Raw genomic sequence first — 19,926 nt, 5'->3', positions numbered from 1 at the left:
CCTGATCCATGCCGACCGATGCCGTGCCGACTGGCTCCTCCCAGGGTTCGCCTAGCTGGACCGTCGACCAGATCGTCCCCGTGATCCTGTCCGGCGGCACCGGCAGCCGCCTCTGGCCGCTGTCCCGCGAAGCCTACCCCAAGCAGTTCTGGCCGCTGGTCTCCCAGGGCACGATGCTGCAGGAAACCGCGGCCCGCGCCCGTGCCCCCGGCTTCGCCGCCCCGGTCGTGGTGTGCGGGGAAGCGCATCGCTTCCTGGTCGCCGAACAGCTGCGGGAAGCCGGCGCGGAAGACAGCCGCATCATCCTGGAACCCAGCGCCCGCAACAGCGCCGCGGCCATCGCCGCCGCCGCCATCCTGATCGGGGAGGATGCGCCGGACGCGATCCTCTGGATCATGGCCGCCGATGCCGCGGTGCAGGACGTGCCGGCGCTGCGCCAGGCCCTCAGCGCCGCCGCCCTGGCCGCGCGGGAAGGCCGCATCTGCACCTTCGGCATCCGACCCACCGCGCCCGAGACCGGCTACGGCTACATCGAATCCGGCGCCCCCCTGGCAGGGGCGGACGGCGCGCTCGCCGTCGCCCGCTTCGTCGAGAAGCCGGACGCCGCCACGGCGGAAGCCTTCCTGGCGGGCGGCCGCCACCTCTGGAACAGCGGCATGTTCGTCGCGACGGCGAAGACGCTGATCGCCGAACTCGCCGCCCATGCGCCGGGCGTGCTGGCCGCCGCCCGCGCCGCCGTGACCGATGCCGCGCGCGACCTCGGCTTCGTCCGGCTCGGCGCCAGCTTCGCTGAAGCGCCCTCCATCTCCATCGACCACGCGGTGATGGAACGGACCGCGCTGGCCGCCGTCGTGCCCTGCGACCCCGGCTGGTCCGATGTCGGCTCCTGGGCCTCGCTGTGGGACATCGCGGCCAAGGACAAGGATGGCAATGCCGCCCTCGGCAACGCCGCCGTCCTGGGCTCCAAGCGCTGCTATGTCCGGTCGGAAGGCATCCTGACCGCGGTGGTGGGGCTCGAGGATGTGGTGCTGGTCGTCACCGACGACGCCGTCCTCGCCGTCCATCGCGACCGCGCGCAGGACGTGAAGAAGATGGTGGAGCATCTGAAGGCCACCGGCCACAAGGAAGCCACCGAGCATCGCCGCGTCTACCGCCCCTGGGGGGCCTATGAGGGCGTGGCCCATGGCAGCCGCTTCCAGGTGAAGCGCATCACCGTGCGCCCCGGCCGCAAGCTGTCGCTCCAGAAGCACTACCACCGCGCCGAACACTGGGTGGTCGTCGCCGGTACCGCCGTGGTCGAACGCGACGGCGAACGCATCCTGCTGCGGGAGAACGAGTCGGTCTACCTGCCGCTCGGCTGCGTCCATCGGCTGGAGAACCCCGGCATGATCCCGCTCACGCTGATCGAGGTGCAGTCCGGCCCCTACCTCGGCGAGGACGACATCGTCCGGCTGGAGGACAATTACGGCCGGGCCTGACGCCAGGGGAGGCGGCATGCCGCCCGGCCCGGACGCCGCGCCCCCCTCGCTGCGCGACGCCGACCGCCTGCGCGATGCGCGGGACTGGGCCGGCGCCGCGCAGGCCTATGCCGCCTGGCTCGCCCGCCATCCGCATGACTGGCCAGCCTGGATCCAGTACGGCCACGCGCTGAAGGAAGGCGGGGACCCAGGTGCCGCGCTCGACGCCTATCGCCGCGCCGAACGCGGTCGCCCCGGGGATGCCGATCTGCAGATGCAGCTCGGCCACGCGCTCAAGATGCTGGGTGACCTGCCCGCCGCGCGCCAGGCCTATGGCCGCGCGATGGAGATCGACCCGGGGCATGAGGCCGCCTGGCGAGAGGTCTCCCTGCTGCTCGGCCAGCCCAGCGTCGCCGCCTTGGCGGCACCGGATGTGCCGCTCTCCCTGCTCGGCGACATCACCGTCGTCTTCGACCTCACGGACCTGCTGTCCTGGTTCGGCGCCAACCGCGCGCCGACCGGCATCCAGCGCGTGCAGATGGAACTGGTGGCCCCGGCGCTGCGCGGCGGCGGGCCGGCGGCGCGCGTCATCCTGGCCATCTACCATCCGCCGACGCTGTCCTGGCGTGCCCTGCCGCGGGAAGCCTTCAACCGCCTCGCCGCCCTGTCCCGCGCCAGCGCGGATGCGCGCGATCCCGCCTGGGAACAGGCCGTCGCCGTCGCCCGCCAGGCGGTGGAGGCCGCGCCCGACCTGATCGTGCCGGAGGGCGCCTGGCTGGTCGTGCCGGGATCGTCCTGGTGGCTGCCGGACTACCACCTGGCCGTGCGACTGGCGAAGGCGCGCTTCGGGCTGCGCTACGCGCCGCTGGTGCATGATTGCGGGCCGCTGGTGGTGCCGGAGCATTCGCCGCCGGAGACGGTCGGCGAATTCGCCCGCTGGTTCTCGGGCCTGGCCGCCCATGCCGACCTGCTGCTGACGGTGTCGGAGGCGACGGCCCGCGACGTCCGCTCCCTCCAGGCCCGCCACCTGCCCGACATCCCCCTGCCCCCCCTGATGGTCGTCGGACTCGACGGAGCGCCGGGCGACCCGCCACCCGGCGCGGCCGTCCATGCCGGCGTCAACGCCCTCGCCGGGCGACCCTACGCCCTGTTCCTGGGCACGCTGGAATCGCGCAAGAACCACCTCTTCGTCCTCAACGCCTGGCTGGCGCTGATCCGCAAGCACGGCCCGGGCCGGCTGCCGCTGCTGGTGCTGGCCGGGCGCACCGGCTTCGGGGGAGAGGCCGCCGCCGCCCTGCTGCGCGCCGCCCCGGCCTTCCGCGATGGCGCGGTCCTGCTGCCGGACGTGCCGGACACCGCCCTTCCCGCGCTCTACCGCCGCGCGCTCTTCGTCCTCTACAATTCGGACCATGAGGGCTGGGGCCTGCCGGTCACGGAAGCCGTCGCCCATGGCAAGGCGGTGCTCGCCCCCGACCATTCCGCGCTGCCGGAAGCGGGCCTCGGCGCCGCCATCCTGTTCCGGCCACAGAGCGAGCCCGACTTCGCGGCCAAGGTTGAACAGCTGTGCTTCGACCCAGCCTTCCGCGCCGCGGCGGAAGCCCGCTCCGCGGCCGCGAAGCCCCGCAGCTGGCAGGTCATCGGCGATGCGGTGATGGCGCGCCTGTCGCGGGAGGCCGCCCCGCCGCGCCCGGTCTCGCCCCCCGCCATGCCGCTCGGCACCATCATCCGCCTCGGCATCGGCGGCGAAGTGGAGCCCGGCCCCCTGCCCCTGCTGGCGGAGGCGCTGCGCGACGGCGCGGCCTGGCATGCGCCGGAACGCTGGGGCTGCTGGACGCGCCCGCTCGGCCCCCTCGGCCGGGCCGCGTTGCGCATCGCCCTGCCCCCCCAGGCCAGCGGCCGCATCCGCCTGCACCTGCTGCTCCGCGGCCCCGCCACCGCTCAGGCCATCCGCCTGGTCCCGCGCGGCGCCGACCCGCTGGCGATGACCCTCGCCCCCGGCGAACAGGCGATCGCCGCCCTGGAACTGGCGGTGGCCGGCGGCGTGATCGACCTGGGGATCGAGGCGGAGGCGGCGCCCGAATCCCTGGCCGCCGATGGCAGCCCGGCGGGGCGGCAGGTCGGCGTCGGCCTCGTCTCCGTCATGGCCTGCCGGGCGGATGACCTGCTGGCGCGGCTCGACTACCTGGAACACCAGCGCTTCACCTGGCCGGAGGCGGAGCGCTGAAGCATCATCGGCTCAGGCCGATCATGCCCCGGGCAGCATGACGTCTATCCCTGCGGCCGCTCCGTGCGCCGCCGCCGCCGGTCCCGGAATCGGACATCCTGCTCGATCGCGAGCGTCGCCCAGGCCGCCGTCAGGCTCGGCTCCACCCGGAAGATTCGCGCCGGGGCCAGTTGCGGCAGCGCCTCCGACCAGAGCGGCAGTTGGGGCTTGCGCGTCGCGATCACCGTCATCGCCGCCGTGGTCAGCGCCGCCTCCGGCAGGCGGATGGCGAGGTTGCGGATATCCTCCTCCCCCACGCTGCCGCTGAAGGCCGTCACGTCATAGAGACGGTCGAGGGAGGCGGCGAGCGGCCGGCGGTCGAACCATTCGACGATGGCGTCGACGATGGCGCCACCTTCCATCTCGCCCTTGATGCTGATGGCAACCGCCGCGAACCGGCTGTCGATGCTGATGCTGACGCTACGCATGAAGGCAACTCCGGCAGCCACGCCCTGGCGTGGCCGCGCATGGCGGATAGAGGGGCGGGAAGGATCAGGCCGCGGTCAGGCCGGCCCAGCGCCGTCGGGGCAGATGGCACCGCGCCGCCGGCTGTCCGGCAGGACGGTGTGTCCCGGTGTCTGCTGGGCCATGGCCACTCGTCAGCCGATCCTGTTCCGCGGGCTGCATCATCGCGGCAGGGCCCGGCGGCGCGCTCATGCGTGGCTTCGGGGAGGGCCATCAAGCCGGAATTTTGTTGAGTTCAGAAAAAGCAATTCTCCTTCCCGCCGACCGCCCGAGCATGCCGGTTTTGCGATGCCTGCGATGCTCCGCGGCAAGAAACCGCATGTCCGGAAAACGCGCAACCGATCGCGGGAACGCGCCTGGCCGGGACCGTGGCGGCCGCTCGCCGAGGGCCAAGCCGCACACGCGCCGCCGGTGCCACGGCCCCGTCACTCATAGCCGTCGGCGGCGTCCCACCAGCCCGACCGCATCTGCACCCGCGACCAGATCGCCTCCGCATCCGCCCGCAGCAGGGCACCCGTCAGCCGGACCGTCACCGTGCTGGCCGAAAGGCTGGGCACATCCGCGAAGAGCCGGGCCAGAAGCGCCTGCAAGCTCGCGCCCTCCGGCGCGCTGTCGCCGGCGGAGGCGGCGCCAAGGCCGATCAGCCGGATCTCATTCGCGATGGCGACGGCCAGCCGGGGGTCCGACGGCCCATTCGAGTCATCGTGCAGGATGTGAAGCGTGTTCATCGAACCGGTCCTCCAACGCCAGCGGGCAGGATCGCCCGCGGCAGGACCGCAATGACTATGATCATCGAACATATTCAAGAAAAATCTTCCTTGAATATCAAAAAAGAAATCGCATAACCTTCGTGCCCCCTCACGAAGGCCTATCCGTGCCCCCCGCACCTGTTCCCCGCAAGAAACGGTATGAGTCCGAATCACGCAGCCAGCAGCGGGAGCAGACCAAGGCGCGGCTGCTGGATGCGGCCGAGGCCCGGTTCAGCGAGGCCGGGTACGAGAATGTCTCGGTCGCGGACATCGCCGGGGCTGCGAAGGTCGTCCCCTCCCTCATCAACACCTATTTCGCCGGCAAGGCCGGGCTGCTGATGGCGGTGGTGGCGCGGCACAACGCGCCGCAATGGCCGGTCCTGATGGCCATCCTGCGGGAAGACGCGCCGGCGCTGGACCGGCTGGACCGCTTCATCGCCGCGCAGGCCGCCATGGATCTCGGCAAGCCACGCCTGCTGGCCGGCTTGCAGGGCCTGTCCTGGACCTGGCCGCCCGAAAGCGAGGCAGCGAACATCGAGGAGTTGCGCCCGGCGCGGGACGCGCTGGCTGCCCTGGTCCGGGATGGCATCGCGGAGGGCACGATCCGCCCGATCCCTGAGGAGATCGCGGTGGAGACCATCATCGCCGTCTACACCCAGGGCCTGCGCCCCGTGGTCTTCGGCACGGCGGAGGTGGCGACGGCCGCGACCCTCATCCAGCAACGGCTACGCGCCCTGCTGGCGGCCTGAGCCCGCTACAGCGCCCGCCAGCCGATATCCCGCCGGCAGAAGCCGCCCGGCCAGTCGATGGCGTCCACCGCCGCATAGGCGGCGTCGCGCGCCTCCTGCAGCGTCTTCCCCGTGCCCGCCACGGCCAGCACGCGGCCGCCATTCGCGACCAGCGCGCCATCATCGCGCCGCGCCGTGCCGGCGTGGAAGACCTGCACGCCCGGCACCTCGGCCGCCGCCTCCAGCCCCTTGATCTCCGTCCCCTTGCGCGGGCTGCCGGGGTATCCCTCCGCCGCCATCACCACCACCAGGCTGTGGGTCGCGTCCCAGTTCAGGTCGAACATGTCGAGCCCGCCGTCGCAGGAGGCGAAGAGCGCCGGCAGCAGGTCGGATCGCAGGCGCAGCAGCAGCGCCTGGCATTCCGGATCGCCGAAGCGGACGTTGAACTCGATCAGCTTCGGCCCGGCTTCCGTCAGCATCAGGCCCGCGAAAAGCACGCCCTTGAACGGCGTCCCCCGCCTCGACATTTCCTCGAGCGTCGGCTGCACGATCTCCGCCATCACCTGCGCCTGCAGCGCGGGGGTGAGGGCGGGCGGGGGGGAATAGGCGCCCATGCCGCCGGTGTTCGGGCCCGTATCGCCATCGCCGACGCGCTTGTGGTCCTGCGCGGCACCCAAGGGCAGCGCCGTCTCGCCATCGCAGAGGGCGAAGAAGCTGATCTCCTCGCCCACCAGGCATTCCTCGATCAGCACGGTGGCGCCGGCCTCGCCATGGATGCGGCTTTCCATGATGTCGGCGATGGCGGCCTCCGCCTCCTCGACGGTCGAAGCCACCACCACGCCCTTGCCCGCCGCCAGGCCATCGGCCTTGACCACGATCGGCGCGCCTTCCGCGCGGACATAGGCGCGGGCCTTGGCAGGGTCATCGAAGCGCTGCCATTTCGCGCCCGGCACGCCGGCGGCTTCCGCGACCTCCCGCGTGAAGACCTTGCTGCCCTCCAGCCGCGCGGCCGCCTGCGACGGGCCGAAGCACTTGATCCCCGCGGCGGCGCAGGCATCGGCCAGCCCGAGCGTCAGCGGCGCCTCCGGCCCCGCCACGACGAGGTCGATCCGCTTTTCCACGGCGAAGGCTACGATGCCGGCGATGTCTTCCGCCCCGATCGCCACGCATTCCGCAATTGAGGAAATGCCCGGATTGCCCGGGGCGCAGTAGAGCTTGCCCAGCAGGGGAGAGACCGCGATCGCCCAGCAGAGCGCGTGTTCGCGCCCGCCGCCGCCCACCACCAGCACCTGCATGACCCGCCCCCGCACACACAGAAAAGACCGCGCGGCCGGTTCCGCGCTGACCTCCGGATAGCATAGGGTCCGCCCATGGACACGCCGCCGCCCAGCAACATCCCCGAATACGCCGTCGCCGAGATCGCCGGCGCCATCCGCCGCACGCTGGAAGGCGCCTTCGGGCGCGTGCGCGTCCGCGGCGAGATCACGGAATGCAAGCGCTACCCCTCCGGCCACATCTACCTGTCGCTGAAGGATGAGAACGCGAAGCTGGAATCCGTGGTCTGGCGCACCAGCGTCAGCCGTCTCTCGGTCCAGCCGGAGAACGGGCTGGAGGTCATCGCCACCGGCAAGCTGACCACCTATGCCGACCGCTCCAAATACCAGCTGGTCATCGACCGGCTGGAATTCGCCGGCGAAGGCGCGCTGCTGGCGCGCATCGAGATGCTGCGGAAGAAGCTGCTCGCCGAAGGCCTGTTCGAAGACTCGCGGAAACGCCCCCTGCCCCGCCTGCCGCTGGTCGTCGGCGTCGTGACCAGCGAGGCCGGGGCCGTCATCCAGGACATCCGCACGACGATCCTCCGCCGCTTCCCCCGCCGCCTGATCCTCTGGCCCGTGCCCGTGCAGGGCCAGGGCGCGGCGGAGAAGATCGCCGCCGCCATCGAGGGCTTCGGCCGCCTGCCCGTGGGTGGCCCGATCCCGCGCCCCGATGTGCTGATCGTGGCCCGCGGCGGCGGCAGCCTGGAAGACCTCATGGCCTTCAACGAGGAGGTGGTGGTCCGCGCCGCCGCCCTCTCCCCCATCCCGCTGATCTCGGCCGTGGGGCATGAGACCGACACCACGCTGATCGATTTTGCGTCGGATCGCCGCGCGCCCACCCCCACGGCGGCGGCGGAACTGGCCGTCCCCGCCCGCGCCGACCTGCTGGCCGACCTGGCGCAGCGGGAGGCCAGGCTGCGCGGCGCCGTGGTGCGCCAGCTTCGCGCGGCGGAGACCACGCTGCTGCGCCTGGAACGCCGCCTGCCCGACGTGCCCGCCCGCGTCCTCGACCTCCGCCGCCGCCTGGACGAGGCCGGCGACTCGCTGCCCGGCGCGCTCACCGGCTTCATCGCCAACCGCCGCGCCGCCCTCGCCCCCCTGATTGTCCCCCACCCCCGTGCCGGCATCGCCGCCCGCCGCCACGCCGTCGCGCTGCTGGACGGCCGCAAGGCCGCCGCCTTCGCCCGGATCGTCCAGCGCCAGCGTGGCGCCCGCGCGCTGCAGGCCTTCTCGAGCGCGCCGGTGGAAGCCCTGCTGCGCCAGAAGCGGGAACGGCTGGAGGGGCTTTCGGCGCGGCTGGAGGCCGGGTCCTACCAATCCGTCCTCGCCCGCGGCTTCGCCCTGGTGAAGGACGCGGATGGCCAGCCGCTGACCCGCGCGGCAGATGTCGCGGCCGGGGCCAGGCTCTCCATCGCCTTCGCCGATGGCGCGGTCGGCGCCACCGCCGATGGCGCCACCACCAGGACCGCGCGCGCAAAGCCGAAGCCGCCGGCGCAGGAGAGCCTGCTGTGATCGCCCGCCGCCTCCTCCTCGCCGCGCCGGCCCTGCTGCTGGCCCGCCCCGCCGCCGCCGTCACCTGGACCATGCCCGCCCGCCAGGGCGCGCTGATCCTGGGCGATGCCGCGCCCGGCACCCGCCTCGCGCTCGATGGCCGCGCGATCCGCGTCTCGAACTCGGGAAAGTTCGCCTTCGGCTTCGGGCGGGACCACGCCGCCTCCTCGACGCTGCTCATCACCCATCCCGGCGGCCGCGCCGAGACCCGCGCCATCGCCGTGGAGCGCCGGCAATGGGACGTGCAGTCCATCACCGGCCTGCCCCCCGCCCAGGTCACACCCGACGAGACGGCGCTGCGCCGCATCCTGGCGGAGCGCGAGAAGCTCGCCGCTGCCCGCGCCACCGACAGCACGCTGACAGAATTCGCGGAGCCGCCCGTCTGGCCCGCCCGCGGCCGCATCAGCGGCATCTTTGGCAGCCAGCGCGTGCTGAACGGCCAGCCGCGCCAGCCGCATTACGGGCTGGATGTCGCGGGCCCCGTCGGCACGCCGATCCACGCCATGCTGGGCGGGCGTGTGACCCTCTCCGACGAGCATTTCTTCTTCGGCCATCTGCTGGTGGTGGATCACGGGCATGGGGTGAATACGCTCTACGCCCATCTCTCCCGCCGCCTGGTGGAGGTCGGCGCCACGGTCGGCCGCGGCGACCAGATCGCGCTGATGGGCGCGACGGGCCGCGTCACGGGCCCGCATCTGCATTTCAGCCTGTCCTGGTACCAGACCTGGCTGGACCCGCAGCCGGTGCTGCCCGCCCAGCAACAATAGCCACCGCCCCGCGTTGGCGCCCGGCATCGAGGACATGGCCATGACCGACGACCGCTACGCCCGCTACCCCAGCCTGGCCGGCAAGGTCGTGCTCATCACCGGCGGCGCCTCCGGTATCGGGGCGGAGATGGTGCGCGCCTTCGCGGGCCAGGGTGCGAAGCCGGCCTTCCTCGATTTCGACGACGAGGGCGGCCGGAAGGTCGCGGCGGAGACGGGCGCGATGTTCGTCCATTGCGACCTGCGGGACATCGAGGCCCTGCGCGCCGCCATCGCGCAGATCGTGGCGGCGCTCGGCCCCGTGCAGGTGCTGGTGAACAACGCCGCGCGCGACGATCGCCACGGGCTGGAGACGGTGCAGCCGGATTACTGGGACGAGCGCATGGCGACCAACCTCCGCCACGTCTTCTTCTGCGCCCAGGCCGTGGCACCCGGCATGCGCGCCGCCAAGGCGGGCTCCATCATCAACATGGGCAGCACGAGTTGGATGGGCGCGCAGGGCGGCATGCCCGCCTATGTCGCCGCCAAATCCGCCATCCGCGGCCTGACCCGCGGCCTGGCGCGGGACCTCGGCGGCGACGGCATCCGCGTCAACGAGGTCGTCCCCGGCTGGATTTTCACGAAACGCCAGGAGGAGCTGTGGGCGACGCCGGAAGGCGTGGCCAACCACCTGGAAGGCCAGTGCCTGCACAGCAAGCTGATGCCCGCCGACGTCGCGCGCATGGTGCTGTGGCTGGCCGCCGACGACAGCGCGATGGTCACGGCGCAATACTTCGTCGTGGATGGCGGCAAGGTCTGAGGCAGCGCGCGGCGCTCGCCGGCGCTGGAGGCACCGAGCGAGCACTGCAATTCATTGCCGCCGCCCCATGACGCATGCATGATGGGCCGACCCGCGAGGGGCTCGTCATGATCGGTCAGGGTTACATCTACGCGCATGTCGCGCGCGTGCACGAGGGCGCGGATAACCAGCTTTTCTGGGGACTGCACGTCGCCCTCGACAGCTCCGATCACGTGCTCGCCGTGAGCTGCGATTGGATGACCCTGGCCATGGCAAGTTGGCGAGGCCTCGGCGAACTCTCGCTGTCGGATGTCGTGAAGCCGGAATTGATGGGCTGCTCCTTCTACATCGACGGAGAGCATCTGCTGGCGCGTTTGTTGTCCCTGTCGGTCACGGCGGGGGAGAAACCAGCGACCTTCCATGCCACCCTGTCGATGGAGGTTCCGACAGCGGATGGCGGCGCCTCGCTACCCCCGCTCGACATCGAGGCAGCGCTCCGCTTCGACGGCTACATCGTGGTCCCCGGCAACATAACGCCGCCGATTTCCGACGAGGAGGCAGCAACCCGGCTGCTCGGCACGCTGATCGATACCACCTCCGTCGCCGCACCGGTCTGGGATCGGTTCCGCTTCGTTTTCGCCCCGCGGCTCGTCGAAGCCGGCTGATCGCGCCCCCTCACGCGACCCCGAAATAGCCCGCGAACTGCTCCCTGAGCTTCGTCTTCAGGATCTTCCCTGTCGCCGTATGGGGAATCTCCTCCACCACCACCACATCATCCGGCATCCACCATTTCGCGACATGCGGCGCGATGTGGTCCAGCACGGACTGCTTCTCGATCACGCGCCCGGCCTTGGGCACCAGGATCAGCAGCGGCCGCTCATCCCATTTCGGGTGCCGCGCCGCCACCACCGCGGCCTCCGCCACATCAGGGTGCCCCACCGCCAGGTTCTCCAGCTCGATCGAGGATATCCATTCGCCGCCGGACTTGATGACGTCCTTGGTGCGGTCGGTAATGCGCATGTAGCCATTGGCGTCGATGGTCGCGACGTCGCCCGTCTCGAACCACCCATCCTCGGTCAGTGAGTCCTTCGCCGCCTTGAAGTAGCCCTTCGTGACGGTTGGCCCCTTCACCTGCAAATTCCCGAAGGTCTCCCCATCCCAGGGCTTCTCCGCGCCATCGTCGCCGACGATCCGCATGTCCACCGTGAAGGGCGGAAAGCCCTGCGTCTCCTGCAGATCCAGCATGCCCTCCGCGTCCCGACCCGCCACCGCCGGCTTGATCCCGCAGATGGTCCCGATGGGCGAGGTCTCGGTCATCCCCCAGGCATGCATCACCTTCACGCCGCGATCCGCGAAGGCCTTGGTGATGGCGCGCGGGCAGGCGCTGCCGCCGATGATGACGCGCTGCAAGGAACCGAGCCCCGCGCCCGTGGCTTCCAGGTGCTGCAACAGGGACAGCCACACGGTCGGCACGGCGGCGGTGAAGGTGACGCCTTCCTGGGTGATGACCTCATGGATGGAGGGGCCATCGAGCTTCGGCCCCGGCATCACCAGCCCCGCCCCGGTCAGCGCCGCGGAGAAGGGCAGGCACCAGCCATTGGCGTGGAACATCGGCACCACCGGCATGACCTTGTCCACCGATCGCAGGCCGAACATGTCCGCCGCCGTGCTCGCCATGGCGTGCAGCACGTTGGAGCGGTGGGAGTAGAGCACCCCCTTCGGCTCCCCGGTGGTGCCGGAGGTGTAGCAGAGCCCGGCCGCGTCATTCTCCCCGCCCGGCACCCAGTCGAAATCCCCATCCGCTTCGGCGAGCCAGCTTTCGTAATCCACCGCGCCGGGCAGCGAGGTTGCCGGCATGTGTGCGGCATCGGTCAGCACGATGTAGCGCTTCACATGCGGCAGCGAAGGCGCAAGCTTTTCAACCAAGGCCAGGAAGGTAACGTCGAAAAGCATCAGCCGGCTCTCGGCGTGGTTCAGGATCCAGGCGATCTGGTCCGGAAACAGCCGCGGGTTCAGCGTGTGATAGACGCCGCCCGCGCCGGTGATGCCGTACCACGCCTCGATATGCCGCCAGGTGTTCCAGGCCAGCGTCGCCACGCGATCCCCAGGCTGCACCCCCTCCCGCACCAGGCGCTGCGCCAGGCGCAGCGACCGCGCCCGCAGCGTGCGGTAATCCGTCCGGTGGAAGGGCCCCTCCACGCTCCGGCTCACCACCGCCTGGCCGCCATGGTGCCGCGCCGCATGGTCGATCAGCCGATGGATCCGAAGCGGCCAGTCCTGCATCAGCCCGAGCATACGCATCCCCCCTGAGCCTTGATTGCCGGCGAGTCTTGGCCGAAGCCGCGCCGCGCGCAACCTCTCGCCATGGCGCCGCCACCGGGATGGGCGCTACTGTGCGGGAAGGACGGAGATACCGAATGCCGGATGCGGGCGGCCCGCCCCCCTCCCCCACCACGGACCGCGAGAAGCCGCGCTGGCTCTCGCCCCTGCTGCGCCGCATCCTGCTGCTCAACGCCCTGCCGCCGGCGCTGCTGGCGGCTGCCCTGCTCTATCTCGACCAGTACCAGAACGGGCTGCTGGCGGCGGAGGTGGAGGCGCTGCGCACCCAGGCCCGCATCTACGCCGCCGCCATCGGCGAAGCGGCCACCCGCCCTCGCGACGACCGCACCATCCTGGTCCCCGAAGCCGCCCGCCCCCTGCTGCGCCGCCTGGTCGAGCCCTCCCCCAACACCCAGGCGCGGCTCTTCGACAATACCGGCCTGATGGTCGCCGACAGCCGCGTGCGGGAGGGCCCCGGCGGCGCCATCGTCACCGAACCGCTGCCCCCACCGCAGCCCCCCGGCGTCTTCGCCGGCACCGTCGCCGGGCTCTATGACCGCCTGCTGACCCTCCTGCCCCGCCAGGTGCGGACGGAGGTGGTGGTCGATGTGAATCCGGACGCCCCCTCCTTCGACTGGCAGCCCGAATTCGGCGCCGACCGGCGTGAGGAGTTGCGCCTGGCGCTGGAGGGCGGCGTCCGCCCCTATATCCGCCGCACCAATGACGGCCGCCTCTTGGTCTCCGTCGCCGAACCCGCCCGCCGCGGCGCCGCCTCCGTCGGCATCGTGCTGCTGACGCGGGAGGCGCGGGAGGTCGATGCCCGCCTGCTCGACATCCGCGTCTCCGTCCTCGCGCTGTTCTCGACGGCGCTAGTGCTGACGGTGCTGCTCTCCACCTACCTCTCCCGCACCCTCGCCACGCCGATCCTGCAGCTCGCCCGCGCCGCGGCGGCGATGCGCGAAGGCGAGGGCCGCGGCGGCAGCGTGCCGAAACCCCTGCTCGACCGCCCCGACGAGATCGGCGTGCTGGCGCGGGACCTCCAGACGGCGGCACGCGCCCTCTGGGCACGGATCGACGCCAATGAACGCTTCGCCGCCGACGTCGCGCACGAACTCCGCAATCCGCTCACCAGCGTGCGCAGCGCGATCGAGACGCTGCGCCGGATCGAGGATCCGGTGAAGCAGCGCCGGCTGCTCGCCATCATCTCCGACGACGCGGTGCGGATGGACCGGCTGATCAACGACATCGCCGACAGCTCCCGCGTCGATGCGGAGCTGTCGCGCACCATCGCGCAGCCCGTCGATGTCGCCCCCATCCTCTCCGCCCTCGGCGAGCTCCACGCCGCGACGCGGGACGACGAGGACCCGGTGGTGGAGATCGAGGCGCCGCAGGAAGGGCTGATCGTCCGCGGCGTCGAAGGCCGCATCGTGCAGGTCTTCCGCAACCTCATCGGCAACGCCGTCTCCTTCAGCCCCGCGAACGGCCACGTCACGGTCCGCGCGCGCCCCACCGGCCAGATGGTGGAATTCGTCGTGGAGGATGAAGGCCCCGGCATCCCCGACGCGAAGCTCGAGAGCATCTTCGACCGCTTCTATTCCGAACGGCCGAGCGGCGAGCGCTTCGGGCAGCATTCGGGCCTCGGCCTCTCCATCTCCCGCCAGATCGTGGAGGGGCTTCGCGGCCGCATCAGCGCGGAGAACAAGCGCGACGCCAACGGCACCATCACCGGCGCGCGCTTCATCGTGACCCTGCCCGCGGCCTGACACGCCCCATCTGCCAGGTCCCACGACGGCAGCAGGAGCGCGCGATGGACAAGGTGCAGTACCGGGTGGTCGAGCATGATGGCGGCTACGCCTACAAGCTCGGCGACGTCTTCTCCGAGACCTATCCGACCCACGACGCGGCACTCGCCGCCGCCCGCCTCGTCGCCCGCGAACACGAGACGCCGGGCGAACCCGCGGAGATCGAGTTCCAGGACAAGGACGGCACCTGGCGCACCGAACACGCGGCCGGGGACGACCGGCCGGAAGCGGAGGTGGTGGGATAGCGACGGCGGTTGCCCGGGGGGAACGCCGTTCCCCCCGATACCCCCCTCGCCAGGGTCCAACGGGACCCTGGACCGCGGGACACAGCAGCGACGAACCTCACGCCGCCTTCAGATGCTCCAGCAGGCGCGGCATCAGCTCCACCAGGTTGCAGGGGCGGTGGCGGCTGTCGAGCTGCCAGACCAGGATGTCATCCCAGGCATCCTTGCAGGCCCCGGTGCTGCCCGGCAGGGCAAACAGGTAGGTCCCGCCCGAAACGCCGCCGATCGCCCGCGACTGGATCGTGGAGGTTCCGATCTTCTGGTAGCTCAGCATCCGGAACAGCTCGCCGAAGCCGGTGATCTCCTTCTCCAGCACCCGGGCGAAGGCCTCCGGCGTCACGTCCCGGCCGGTGATGCCGGTGCCGCCGGTGGTGATCACGCAATCCACCGTCGGGTCCGCGATCCACCGGCGGAGCACCGCCTCGATCAGGGTCGCGTCGTCCTTCACGATCTCCCGCGCCGCCAGCACATGCCCGGCCGCGGTGATGCGCCCGGCCAGCGTCTCCCCGCTCCGGTCACTGGCCAGGTCGCGCGTGTCCGACACCGTCAGCACCGCGATGTTCACCGGCACGAATTTTCTCGACTCGTCGATCGGCATGGCACCACCCGTCGCTGGGAAGCCCCCCGCCGGGGCGGGGGGCGTCGTTCAGCGCGGTGTTAGCATGGCGGCGACCGCCTGGCTGTCCTGGAACTGCGGGAACCGACCCGTGGCCAGCGCATCGAGGCTCGGCGAGGGCAACCCCAGCCGCGCCGCATAGATCCAGGAATAGGCCAGCACGCGCTGCACGAATTGCCGCGTCTCCCCCACCGGGATGCTCTCGATGAACAGGAAGGGGTCGTCCCGGTGCCGGATCGCCGGCAGCCAGCGGCCGAGATTGCCCGGCCCCGCATTGTAGGAGGCCAGCAGCCGGATCAGGTCGCCATTCACGTTCTCGCTGCGGGCGAGGTAGTGGACGTAGCGCTGCCCCACCTCCAGCGAGAAGCCGGGATCATGCAGGCGGGAGACGTTGGACCCCCGCAGGCTGCTGTCCCCGGTCACGTAGCTCGCGGTTGCGGGCATGATCTGCAGCAGCCCCCGCGCCCCGGCGGGCGACACCGCGCGCGGGTCGAAATTCGATTCCTGCCGCGCCAGCGCATAGAGCAGCGCGGGATCGACGCGGAAGCCCAGCATCGGCTCCAGCCGCGGCAACGGGAAGCGCGCGAAGTCGCGCGGCCGCCCATCCGCCGTCTGGCTCAGCGCCGCCAGCTGCGCCGCCAGGTCGGTCATGCCGGCCTGGGAGGCCAGCAGCAGCATGGCCCGCAGCACGCCCGCATTGCCCTGCACCCGCGGCCAGAGGGCGCGCATCTCCGCCTCCGCCCGGTCCCGCTGGCCGATCTGCAACAGCGCCAGCGCCCGCCAGCCCGCCGCCGATTCGGCGATGGCCGCGGCCTCGCCCTCGCCGGCGATCTCGCGTTCCCAGGCGAAGCCCATGGGCAGGCCGAGCGCACGGCGCGCCACCATGCCGTAGAAGGTCCGCGGCTCCTGCGCCGCCTGCATCATCCAGGGCACATAGGCCTGCGGCCGGCGCGCCCGCACCGCGGCCCGCGCCGTCCAGAAGGCGGCGCCGGCGCGGATGGCCGGGGACGCGATCTCCGACCGCGCCGCATGTTCCAGATAGGCCAGCGCCACATCCGGCCGGTCCAGCGCCCAGGCCGCGAGCCCCGCGATGTACCCCGGGAAGGCCGTGCCGGCGGACTGCCGGGCGGCCTCGGAGGCGATGCGGAAGGCGTCCTGGTCCCGCCCCTGCTGCAGCAGCGCCTGCGCCACCTCGCCCCGCAGCAGCGCCGCATAGGGGGCGGAGACGCGAGCGCGGGCGATGGCGGCCAGCGCCCCCGCCTCATCCCCGTTGCCCGCGCGGTCGCGCACCGTCCGGTCCAGCGAGGCGTTGCGGGTGATGGTGCGGGAGGCCGGCTCCCGCTCCTCCGGCACCACCTCGGCCCCATCGGCCAGGATTTCCTGGGAAGGCGCGGGCGGCAGCACCATGCCGCGGGGCGCACGGCGCACCAGCATCGCATGGATGCGCGGTGCATCCGGATGGTCGGCATAATCCGTCAGCCAGCCCAGCAGTTCCGATGGCGGAGGCTCATGGCCCCTCAGCCAGCGATCGGCGAGCACATGGCCCACCAGCCGACGGTCATCCAGCCGCTCGATCTCACGCGCCGCCAACGCATTCTCACCCCGGGACTGGAGCTCGAATATGCGTCGCAGGCGCGTCGCGTCGGACGGCGCTAGGGGTTGCGGGAACCCGGCGACCCCGCCCTGCACCGCAGGACGTGGGACGCTCATGGCGGTCTGGTCGGCCCGTTGCCCGAAGGCGGGGACCTGAGCCCCCGCGATCATCGTCGCCCCGACCAGGGCCGCCATCACGAGGGAGCGTGACGGGGAGACCGGCCGGCGGCGAAGGGCCATGGGGCAGATCGCTCGCATGGCGGGACTCCCCTAGACGCCACCAAAAGGGGCTGGCAACCCCCGAATCCGAAACGATTCTCACATATTGAGACGCCGCATCATGGAATCAGCCGCTTAAGGGACGTTCTTCCAGCGCTTTTTCCGTCGGGAATCGTCAGCGTGGCGCGACATCACCATCAATTGTCCGCCGCAGGAGCAGCAGGTCCGACCAGGCCTCTCGCTTGGCCATGGGCGTCCGCAGCAGATAGGCGGGGTGCAGCGTCGCCAGCGCCGGCAGGGGACCGGATGGCGTTTCCACCTGGTGCCAGCGCCCGCGCAGCCGGGTGATGCCGTCCTTCGCCCGCAGCAGCGCCTTGGCCGAGACGCCGCCCAGCAGCACCAGGTGGCGCGGCCGGACCAGTTCGATGTGCCGCATCAGGAAGGGCAGGAAGAGCGTGATCTCGGCGTCCGTGGGCGTCCGGTTGCCGGGGGGCCGCCAGGGCAGGATGTTGGTCAGGTAGAAATTCTCGGTGCGCTTCAGCCCGATGCTGGCCAGCATCCGGTCCAGCAGCTGGCCGGACACGCCGACGAAGGGGCGCCCCAGCCGGTCCTCATCGGCGCCCGGGGCCTCGCCGATCATCATCAGGCCGGATTCGGCCACGCCGTCGCTGAAGACCAGGTTGGTGGCGGTGTCGCGCAGCGGGCTGTCGGCCTCCGCGATCGCGGATTTCAGCGCCGCCAGGTCCTGCGCCGCGGCGGCCAGCGCGGCGGCCGCGGCGGCGGGCGGCGGCACCAGCGGCAACACGGGACGCGCCGCCGGCTTCACGGCGGGCGCGGCGAGGACGGGCGGCGCGTCCGGCAAGGGCGGGGCCGCGCGCACCGCGAAGCGATCGACCGGCGCCTCCTCCAGCGCCTCGTCCACCCCCCATTCCAGCTGCAGCCGCAGCGCGGCCAGCAGCTCCTCGCGATATCCTGCCTCCATGCCGGTGATATCGGCGCGGGGCGGGGTTCCGCGCAATGGCCCGCGACGCTATCTGCGAAGGGAGGCTGCTTAGCCGAGCCAAGCCAGCCACCCAACAGGCATCGATACGCCGGAAGGAACAGCGGAATGAGCGGGGATACCGAGCAGCGCGAAGCGATGGAGTTCGATGTGCTGGTGGTGGGCGGCGGCCCCGCCGGCCTCGCCGCCGCCATCCGCCTGAAGCAGCTGAGCCCCGACACCACTGTCTGCGTCGTCGAGAAGGGCGGCGAGATCGGCGCCCATATCCTCTCCGGCGCCGTCCTCGAACCCCGCGCGCTGGACGAGCTGTTCCCGGACTGGCGCGACGACCCGCCGGCGATGGCCACCCCCGTCACCGATGACCGCTTCATGCTGCTGACGGAGACGAAGGGGTTCAAGCTGCCCACGCCCCCGCAGATGCACAATGAGGGCAACTACGTCGTCAGCCTCGGCAATGTCTGCCGCTGGCTGGGGGCGAAGGCGGAGGCGCTGGGCGTCGAGATCTATCCCGGCTTCGCGGCCAGCGAGACGATCATCGAGGAAGGTCAGGTGCGTGGCGTCGTCGCCGGCGTCATGGGCATCCAGCGGGACGGCACCAAGGGCCCGAACTACCAGCCCGGCATGGAGCTGCGCGCCACCTACACCGTCTTCGCGGAGGGTTGCCGCGGCAGCCTCACCAAGCGCCTGTTCGAGACCTTCAACCTCCGCGCCGGGGTCGCGCCACAGACCTTCGCGCTGGGCATGAAGGAGCTGTGGGAGATCCCGAAGGAGAAGCACAAGCCCGGCCTGGTCTGGCATTCCACCGGCTGGCCGCTCTCCTCCGACACCTATGGCGGCTCCTGGCTCTACATGCTGGGGGACAATCTGGTCAGCGTGGGTTTCGTGGTGGGGCTCGACTATCCGAACCCCTGGCTCTCCCCCTTCGACGAGTTCCAGCGCTTCAAGACGCATCCCGCGGTGCGCGGCTTCCTCGAGGGCGGCAAGCGCATCAGCTACGGCGCGCGGGCGCTGAACGAGGGCGGCATCCAGGCCATCCCGAAGCTGGTCTTCCCCGGCGGCATGCTGGCGGGCGACACGGCAGGCTTCCTGAACGTGCCGAAGATCAAGGGCACGCATACCTCCATGAAGTCCGGCATGGTGGCGGCGGAGGCGATCGCCGCCGCCCTGGCCGGCGACCGGCCTGCGGTGCTCGACAGCTACGAGGCCGGCATCAAGGCCAGCTGGGTGTGGGAGGAGTTGCAGGGCGTGCGCAACATTCGCCCGGGCTTCGCGAAGTATGGCTTCTGGGGAGGCATGGCGGCCGCGGCGCTCGATACCTACGTCTTCCGCGGCAAGGCGCCCTGGACCTGGGGCCACCATGCGGACCACGAGACGCTGAAGCCCGCCGCGCAGGCGACGAAGATCGTCTACCCCAAGCCCGATGGCGTGCTGACCTTCGACCGCCTCTCCTCGGTGTTCCTCTCCAACACCAACCATGAGGAGGATCAGCCCTCGCACCTCGTGCTGCGCGACCCCGGCCGCTGGAAGGGCACGAACTGGGAGCAGTTCCGCAGCCCCGAGAGCCGCTACTGCCCCGCCGCGGTCTATGAGGCCGTGGGCAGCGAGGCCGGCAACGCCGAGGGCGAGATGCACCTGGTCATCAACGCCCAGAACTGCGTCCACTGCAAAACCTGCGACATCAAGGACCCGACGCAGAACATCGACTGGAAGACGCCGGAGGGCGGCGGCGGCCCGAACTACATCGGCGGGATGTAGAGGGACCGCAGGCCGCCGACGCCCGACCGCTTGGCAACACAAGGGCGGCGGCGGCCCGAACACCATCGGGGGCATGTAGGGGAGCGTTTCCCCCACCCCGACCCTCCCCCGCAAGCGCGGGGGAGGGGGCGCGAATGACGCAGCCTGCTCCCTCCCTCCCCCGCGCTTGCGGGGGAGGGTCGGGGTGGGGGGCCGTTCAGCGCACCAACCCCCGATTGCACTACTCGCCCCCGGCGTGTGCTGCCCCTAACCCCTTCATCGCCATAT

Annotated in this window: 17 protein-coding genes; 10 read left to right on the top strand and 7 right to left on the bottom strand. The window is 71.4% G+C overall.

Features of this window, described 5'->3' with window-relative positions; genetic code table 11:
* The first annotated feature begins 8 nt into the window (after positions 1–8).
* On the top strand, positions 9–1,478 hold the full coding sequence (locus G3576_RS15355) for a mannose-1-phosphate guanylyltransferase/mannose-6-phosphate isomerase (protein ID WP_164695286.1): 1,470 nt from the start codon (positions 9–11) through the stop codon (positions 1,476–1,478).
* A gap of 16 nt (positions 1,479–1,494) precedes the next feature.
* A complete protein-coding gene (locus G3576_RS15350) occupies positions 1,495–3,681 on the top strand; it encodes a glycosyltransferase (RefSeq protein ID WP_164695285.1) in 2,187 nt (728 codons plus the stop codon).
* A 44-nt stretch (positions 3,682–3,725) separates the two neighbouring features.
* Here the strand turns inward: G3576_RS15350 and G3576_RS15345 are convergent, their stop codons facing one another.
* The gene (locus G3576_RS15345) at positions 3,726–4,148 is read right to left on the bottom strand and encodes a hypothetical protein (protein ID WP_164695284.1); all 423 of its coding nucleotides are present in this window, start codon (positions 4,146–4,148) and stop codon (positions 3,726–3,728) included.
* Between the two features lie 462 nt (positions 4,149–4,610).
* Positions 4,611–4,913: a hypothetical protein gene (locus G3576_RS15340; RefSeq protein ID WP_164695283.1), complete on the bottom strand. Its 303-nt coding sequence runs from the start codon at positions 4,911–4,913 to the stop codon at positions 4,611–4,613.
* A gap of 146 nt (positions 4,914–5,059) precedes the next feature.
* Between G3576_RS15340 and G3576_RS15335 the strand changes: the two genes are divergently transcribed.
* Positions 5,060–5,683 (top strand): TetR/AcrR family transcriptional regulator, encoded by a 624-nt coding sequence (locus G3576_RS15335; protein ID WP_164695282.1) that lies wholly within the window; start codon positions 5,060–5,062, stop codon positions 5,681–5,683.
* Positions 5,684–5,688: 5 nt separating this feature from the next.
* Here the strand turns inward: G3576_RS15335 and purD are convergent, their stop codons facing one another.
* Positions 5,689–6,957 carry a phosphoribosylamine--glycine ligase gene (gene purD / locus G3576_RS15330; protein ID WP_164695281.1) on the bottom strand — a complete coding sequence of 423 codons (1,269 nt, stop codon included), beginning with the start codon at positions 6,955–6,957 and terminating at the stop codon, positions 5,689–5,691.
* A 75-nt stretch (positions 6,958–7,032) separates the two neighbouring features.
* Here purD and xseA point away from each other — a divergent pair, with 75 nt between their 5' ends.
* The 4 genes from xseA to G3576_RS15310 all read left to right on the top strand — a co-directional run bounded on the left by xseA (position 7,033) and on the right by G3576_RS15310 (position 10,736).
* The gene (gene xseA, locus G3576_RS15325; protein ID WP_164695280.1) at positions 7,033–8,490 is read left to right on the top strand and encodes an exodeoxyribonuclease VII large subunit; all 1,458 of its coding nucleotides are present in this window, start codon (positions 7,033–7,035) and stop codon (positions 8,488–8,490) included.
* A complete protein-coding gene (locus G3576_RS15320) occupies positions 8,487–9,296 on the top strand; it encodes a M23 family metallopeptidase (protein ID WP_164695279.1) in 810 nt (269 codons plus the stop codon). Before xseA ends, G3576_RS15320 begins: the two co-directional genes overlap by 4 nt.
* 40 nt (positions 9,297–9,336) lie before the next feature.
* Complete coding sequence (locus G3576_RS15315; protein WP_164695278.1) at positions 9,337–10,092, top strand: SDR family NAD(P)-dependent oxidoreductase; 756 nt, start codon at positions 9,337–9,339, stop codon at positions 10,090–10,092.
* Positions 10,093–10,199: 107 nt separating this feature from the next.
* Positions 10,200–10,736 (top strand): hypothetical protein, encoded by a 537-nt coding sequence (locus G3576_RS15310; protein ID WP_164695277.1) that lies wholly within the window; start codon positions 10,200–10,202, stop codon positions 10,734–10,736.
* A 10-nt stretch (positions 10,737–10,746) separates the two neighbouring features.
* Here the strand turns inward: G3576_RS15310 and G3576_RS15305 are convergent, their stop codons facing one another.
* Positions 10,747–12,372, bottom strand: coding sequence for a long-chain-fatty-acid--CoA ligase (locus tag G3576_RS15305; RefSeq protein WP_328729177.1), 1,626 nt, complete (start codon positions 12,370–12,372; stop codon positions 10,747–10,749).
* A 116-nt stretch (positions 12,373–12,488) separates the two neighbouring features.
* Here G3576_RS15305 and G3576_RS15300 point away from each other — a divergent pair, with 116 nt between their 5' ends.
* Together G3576_RS15300 and G3576_RS15295 are read left to right on the top strand one after the other, a co-directional pair.
* A complete protein-coding gene (locus G3576_RS15300; RefSeq protein WP_164695276.1) occupies positions 12,489–14,153 on the top strand; it encodes a stimulus-sensing domain-containing protein in 1,665 nt (554 codons plus the stop codon).
* Positions 14,154–14,197: 44 nt separating this feature from the next.
* Entirely contained in the window at positions 14,198–14,437 is a 240-nt protein-coding gene (locus G3576_RS15295) for a DUF2188 domain-containing protein (RefSeq protein WP_164695275.1), read from the top strand.
* Between the two features lie 97 nt (positions 14,438–14,534).
* On the opposite strand, the gene moaB is transcribed toward G3576_RS15295, so the two are convergent.
* The 3 genes from moaB to G3576_RS15280 form a co-directional block, all read right to left on the bottom strand.
* Positions 14,535–15,074: a molybdenum cofactor biosynthesis protein B gene (moaB, locus tag G3576_RS15290; protein WP_164695274.1), complete on the bottom strand. Its 540-nt coding sequence runs from the start codon at positions 15,072–15,074 to the stop codon at positions 14,535–14,537.
* 48 nt (positions 15,075–15,122) lie between these two features.
* Positions 15,123–16,682, bottom strand: coding sequence for a lytic transglycosylase domain-containing protein (locus G3576_RS15285; protein WP_235951950.1), 1,560 nt, complete (start codon positions 16,680–16,682; stop codon positions 15,123–15,125).
* 397 nt (positions 16,683–17,079) lie between these two features.
* Complete coding sequence (locus tag G3576_RS15280) at positions 17,080–17,886, bottom strand: uracil-DNA glycosylase (RefSeq protein WP_164695272.1); 807 nt, start codon at positions 17,884–17,886, stop codon at positions 17,080–17,082.
* Positions 17,887–18,012: 126 nt separating this feature from the next.
* Between G3576_RS15280 and G3576_RS15275 the strand changes: the two genes are divergently transcribed.
* Positions 18,013–19,659, top strand: a complete 1,647-nt coding sequence (locus tag G3576_RS15275) for an electron transfer flavoprotein-ubiquinone oxidoreductase (protein WP_164695271.1) — start codon at positions 18,013–18,015, stop codon at positions 19,657–19,659.
* Positions 19,660–19,926: the final 267 nt, after the last annotated feature.

Origin of the sequence: Falsiroseomonas algicola, assembly GCF_011040385.1 — a bacterium.
In the GTDB taxonomy this organism is placed as follows: domain Bacteria; phylum Pseudomonadota; class Alphaproteobacteria; order Acetobacterales; family Acetobacteraceae; genus Falsiroseomonas; species Falsiroseomonas algicola.
This window is presented reverse-complemented; position numbering and strand designations above follow the sequence as displayed.

What these genes read in the sequence shown, in the direction of transcription:
- G3576_RS15305 (WP_328729177.1), bottom strand. Translation starts at nt 12,372, where the DNA reads ATGCGTATGCTCGGGCTGATGCAGGACTGGCCGCTTCGGATCCATCGG.
- G3576_RS15280 (WP_164695272.1), bottom strand. Translation starts at nt 17,886, where the DNA reads ATGGAGGCAGGATATCGCGAGGAGCTGCTGGCCGCGCTGCGGCTGCAG.
- xseA (WP_164695280.1), top strand. Translation starts at nt 7,033, where the DNA reads ATGGACACGCCGCCGCCCAGCAACATCCCCGAATACGCCGTCGCCGAG.
- G3576_RS15345 (WP_164695284.1), bottom strand. Translation starts at nt 4,148, where the DNA reads ATGCGTAGCGTCAGCATCAGCATCGACAGCCGGTTCGCGGCGGTTGCC.
- G3576_RS15340 (WP_164695283.1), bottom strand. Translation starts at nt 4,913, where the DNA reads ATGAACACGCTTCACATCCTGCACGATGACTCGAATGGGCCGTCGGAC.
- G3576_RS15355 (WP_164695286.1), top strand. Translation starts at nt 9, where the DNA reads ATGCCGACCGATGCCGTGCCGACTGGCTCCTCCCAGGGTTCGCCTAGC.
- G3576_RS15350 (WP_164695285.1), top strand. Translation starts at nt 1,495, where the DNA reads ATGCCGCCCGGCCCGGACGCCGCGCCCCCCTCGCTGCGCGACGCCGAC.
- G3576_RS15310 (WP_164695277.1), top strand. Translation starts at nt 10,200, where the DNA reads ATGATCGGTCAGGGTTACATCTACGCGCATGTCGCGCGCGTGCACGAG.
- purD (WP_164695281.1), bottom strand. Translation starts at nt 6,957, where the DNA reads ATGCAGGTGCTGGTGGTGGGCGGCGGCGGGCGCGAACACGCGCTCTGC.
- moaB (WP_164695274.1), bottom strand. Translation starts at nt 15,074, where the DNA reads ATGCCGATCGACGAGTCGAGAAAATTCGTGCCGGTGAACATCGCGGTG.
- G3576_RS15275 (WP_164695271.1), top strand. Translation starts at nt 18,013, where the DNA reads ATGAGCGGGGATACCGAGCAGCGCGAAGCGATGGAGTTCGATGTGCTG.
- G3576_RS15295 (WP_164695275.1), top strand. Translation starts at nt 14,198, where the DNA reads ATGGACAAGGTGCAGTACCGGGTGGTCGAGCATGATGGCGGCTACGCC.
- G3576_RS15315 (WP_164695278.1), top strand. Translation starts at nt 9,337, where the DNA reads ATGACCGACGACCGCTACGCCCGCTACCCCAGCCTGGCCGGCAAGGTC.
- G3576_RS15300 (WP_164695276.1), top strand. Translation starts at nt 12,489, where the DNA reads ATGCCGGATGCGGGCGGCCCGCCCCCCTCCCCCACCACGGACCGCGAG.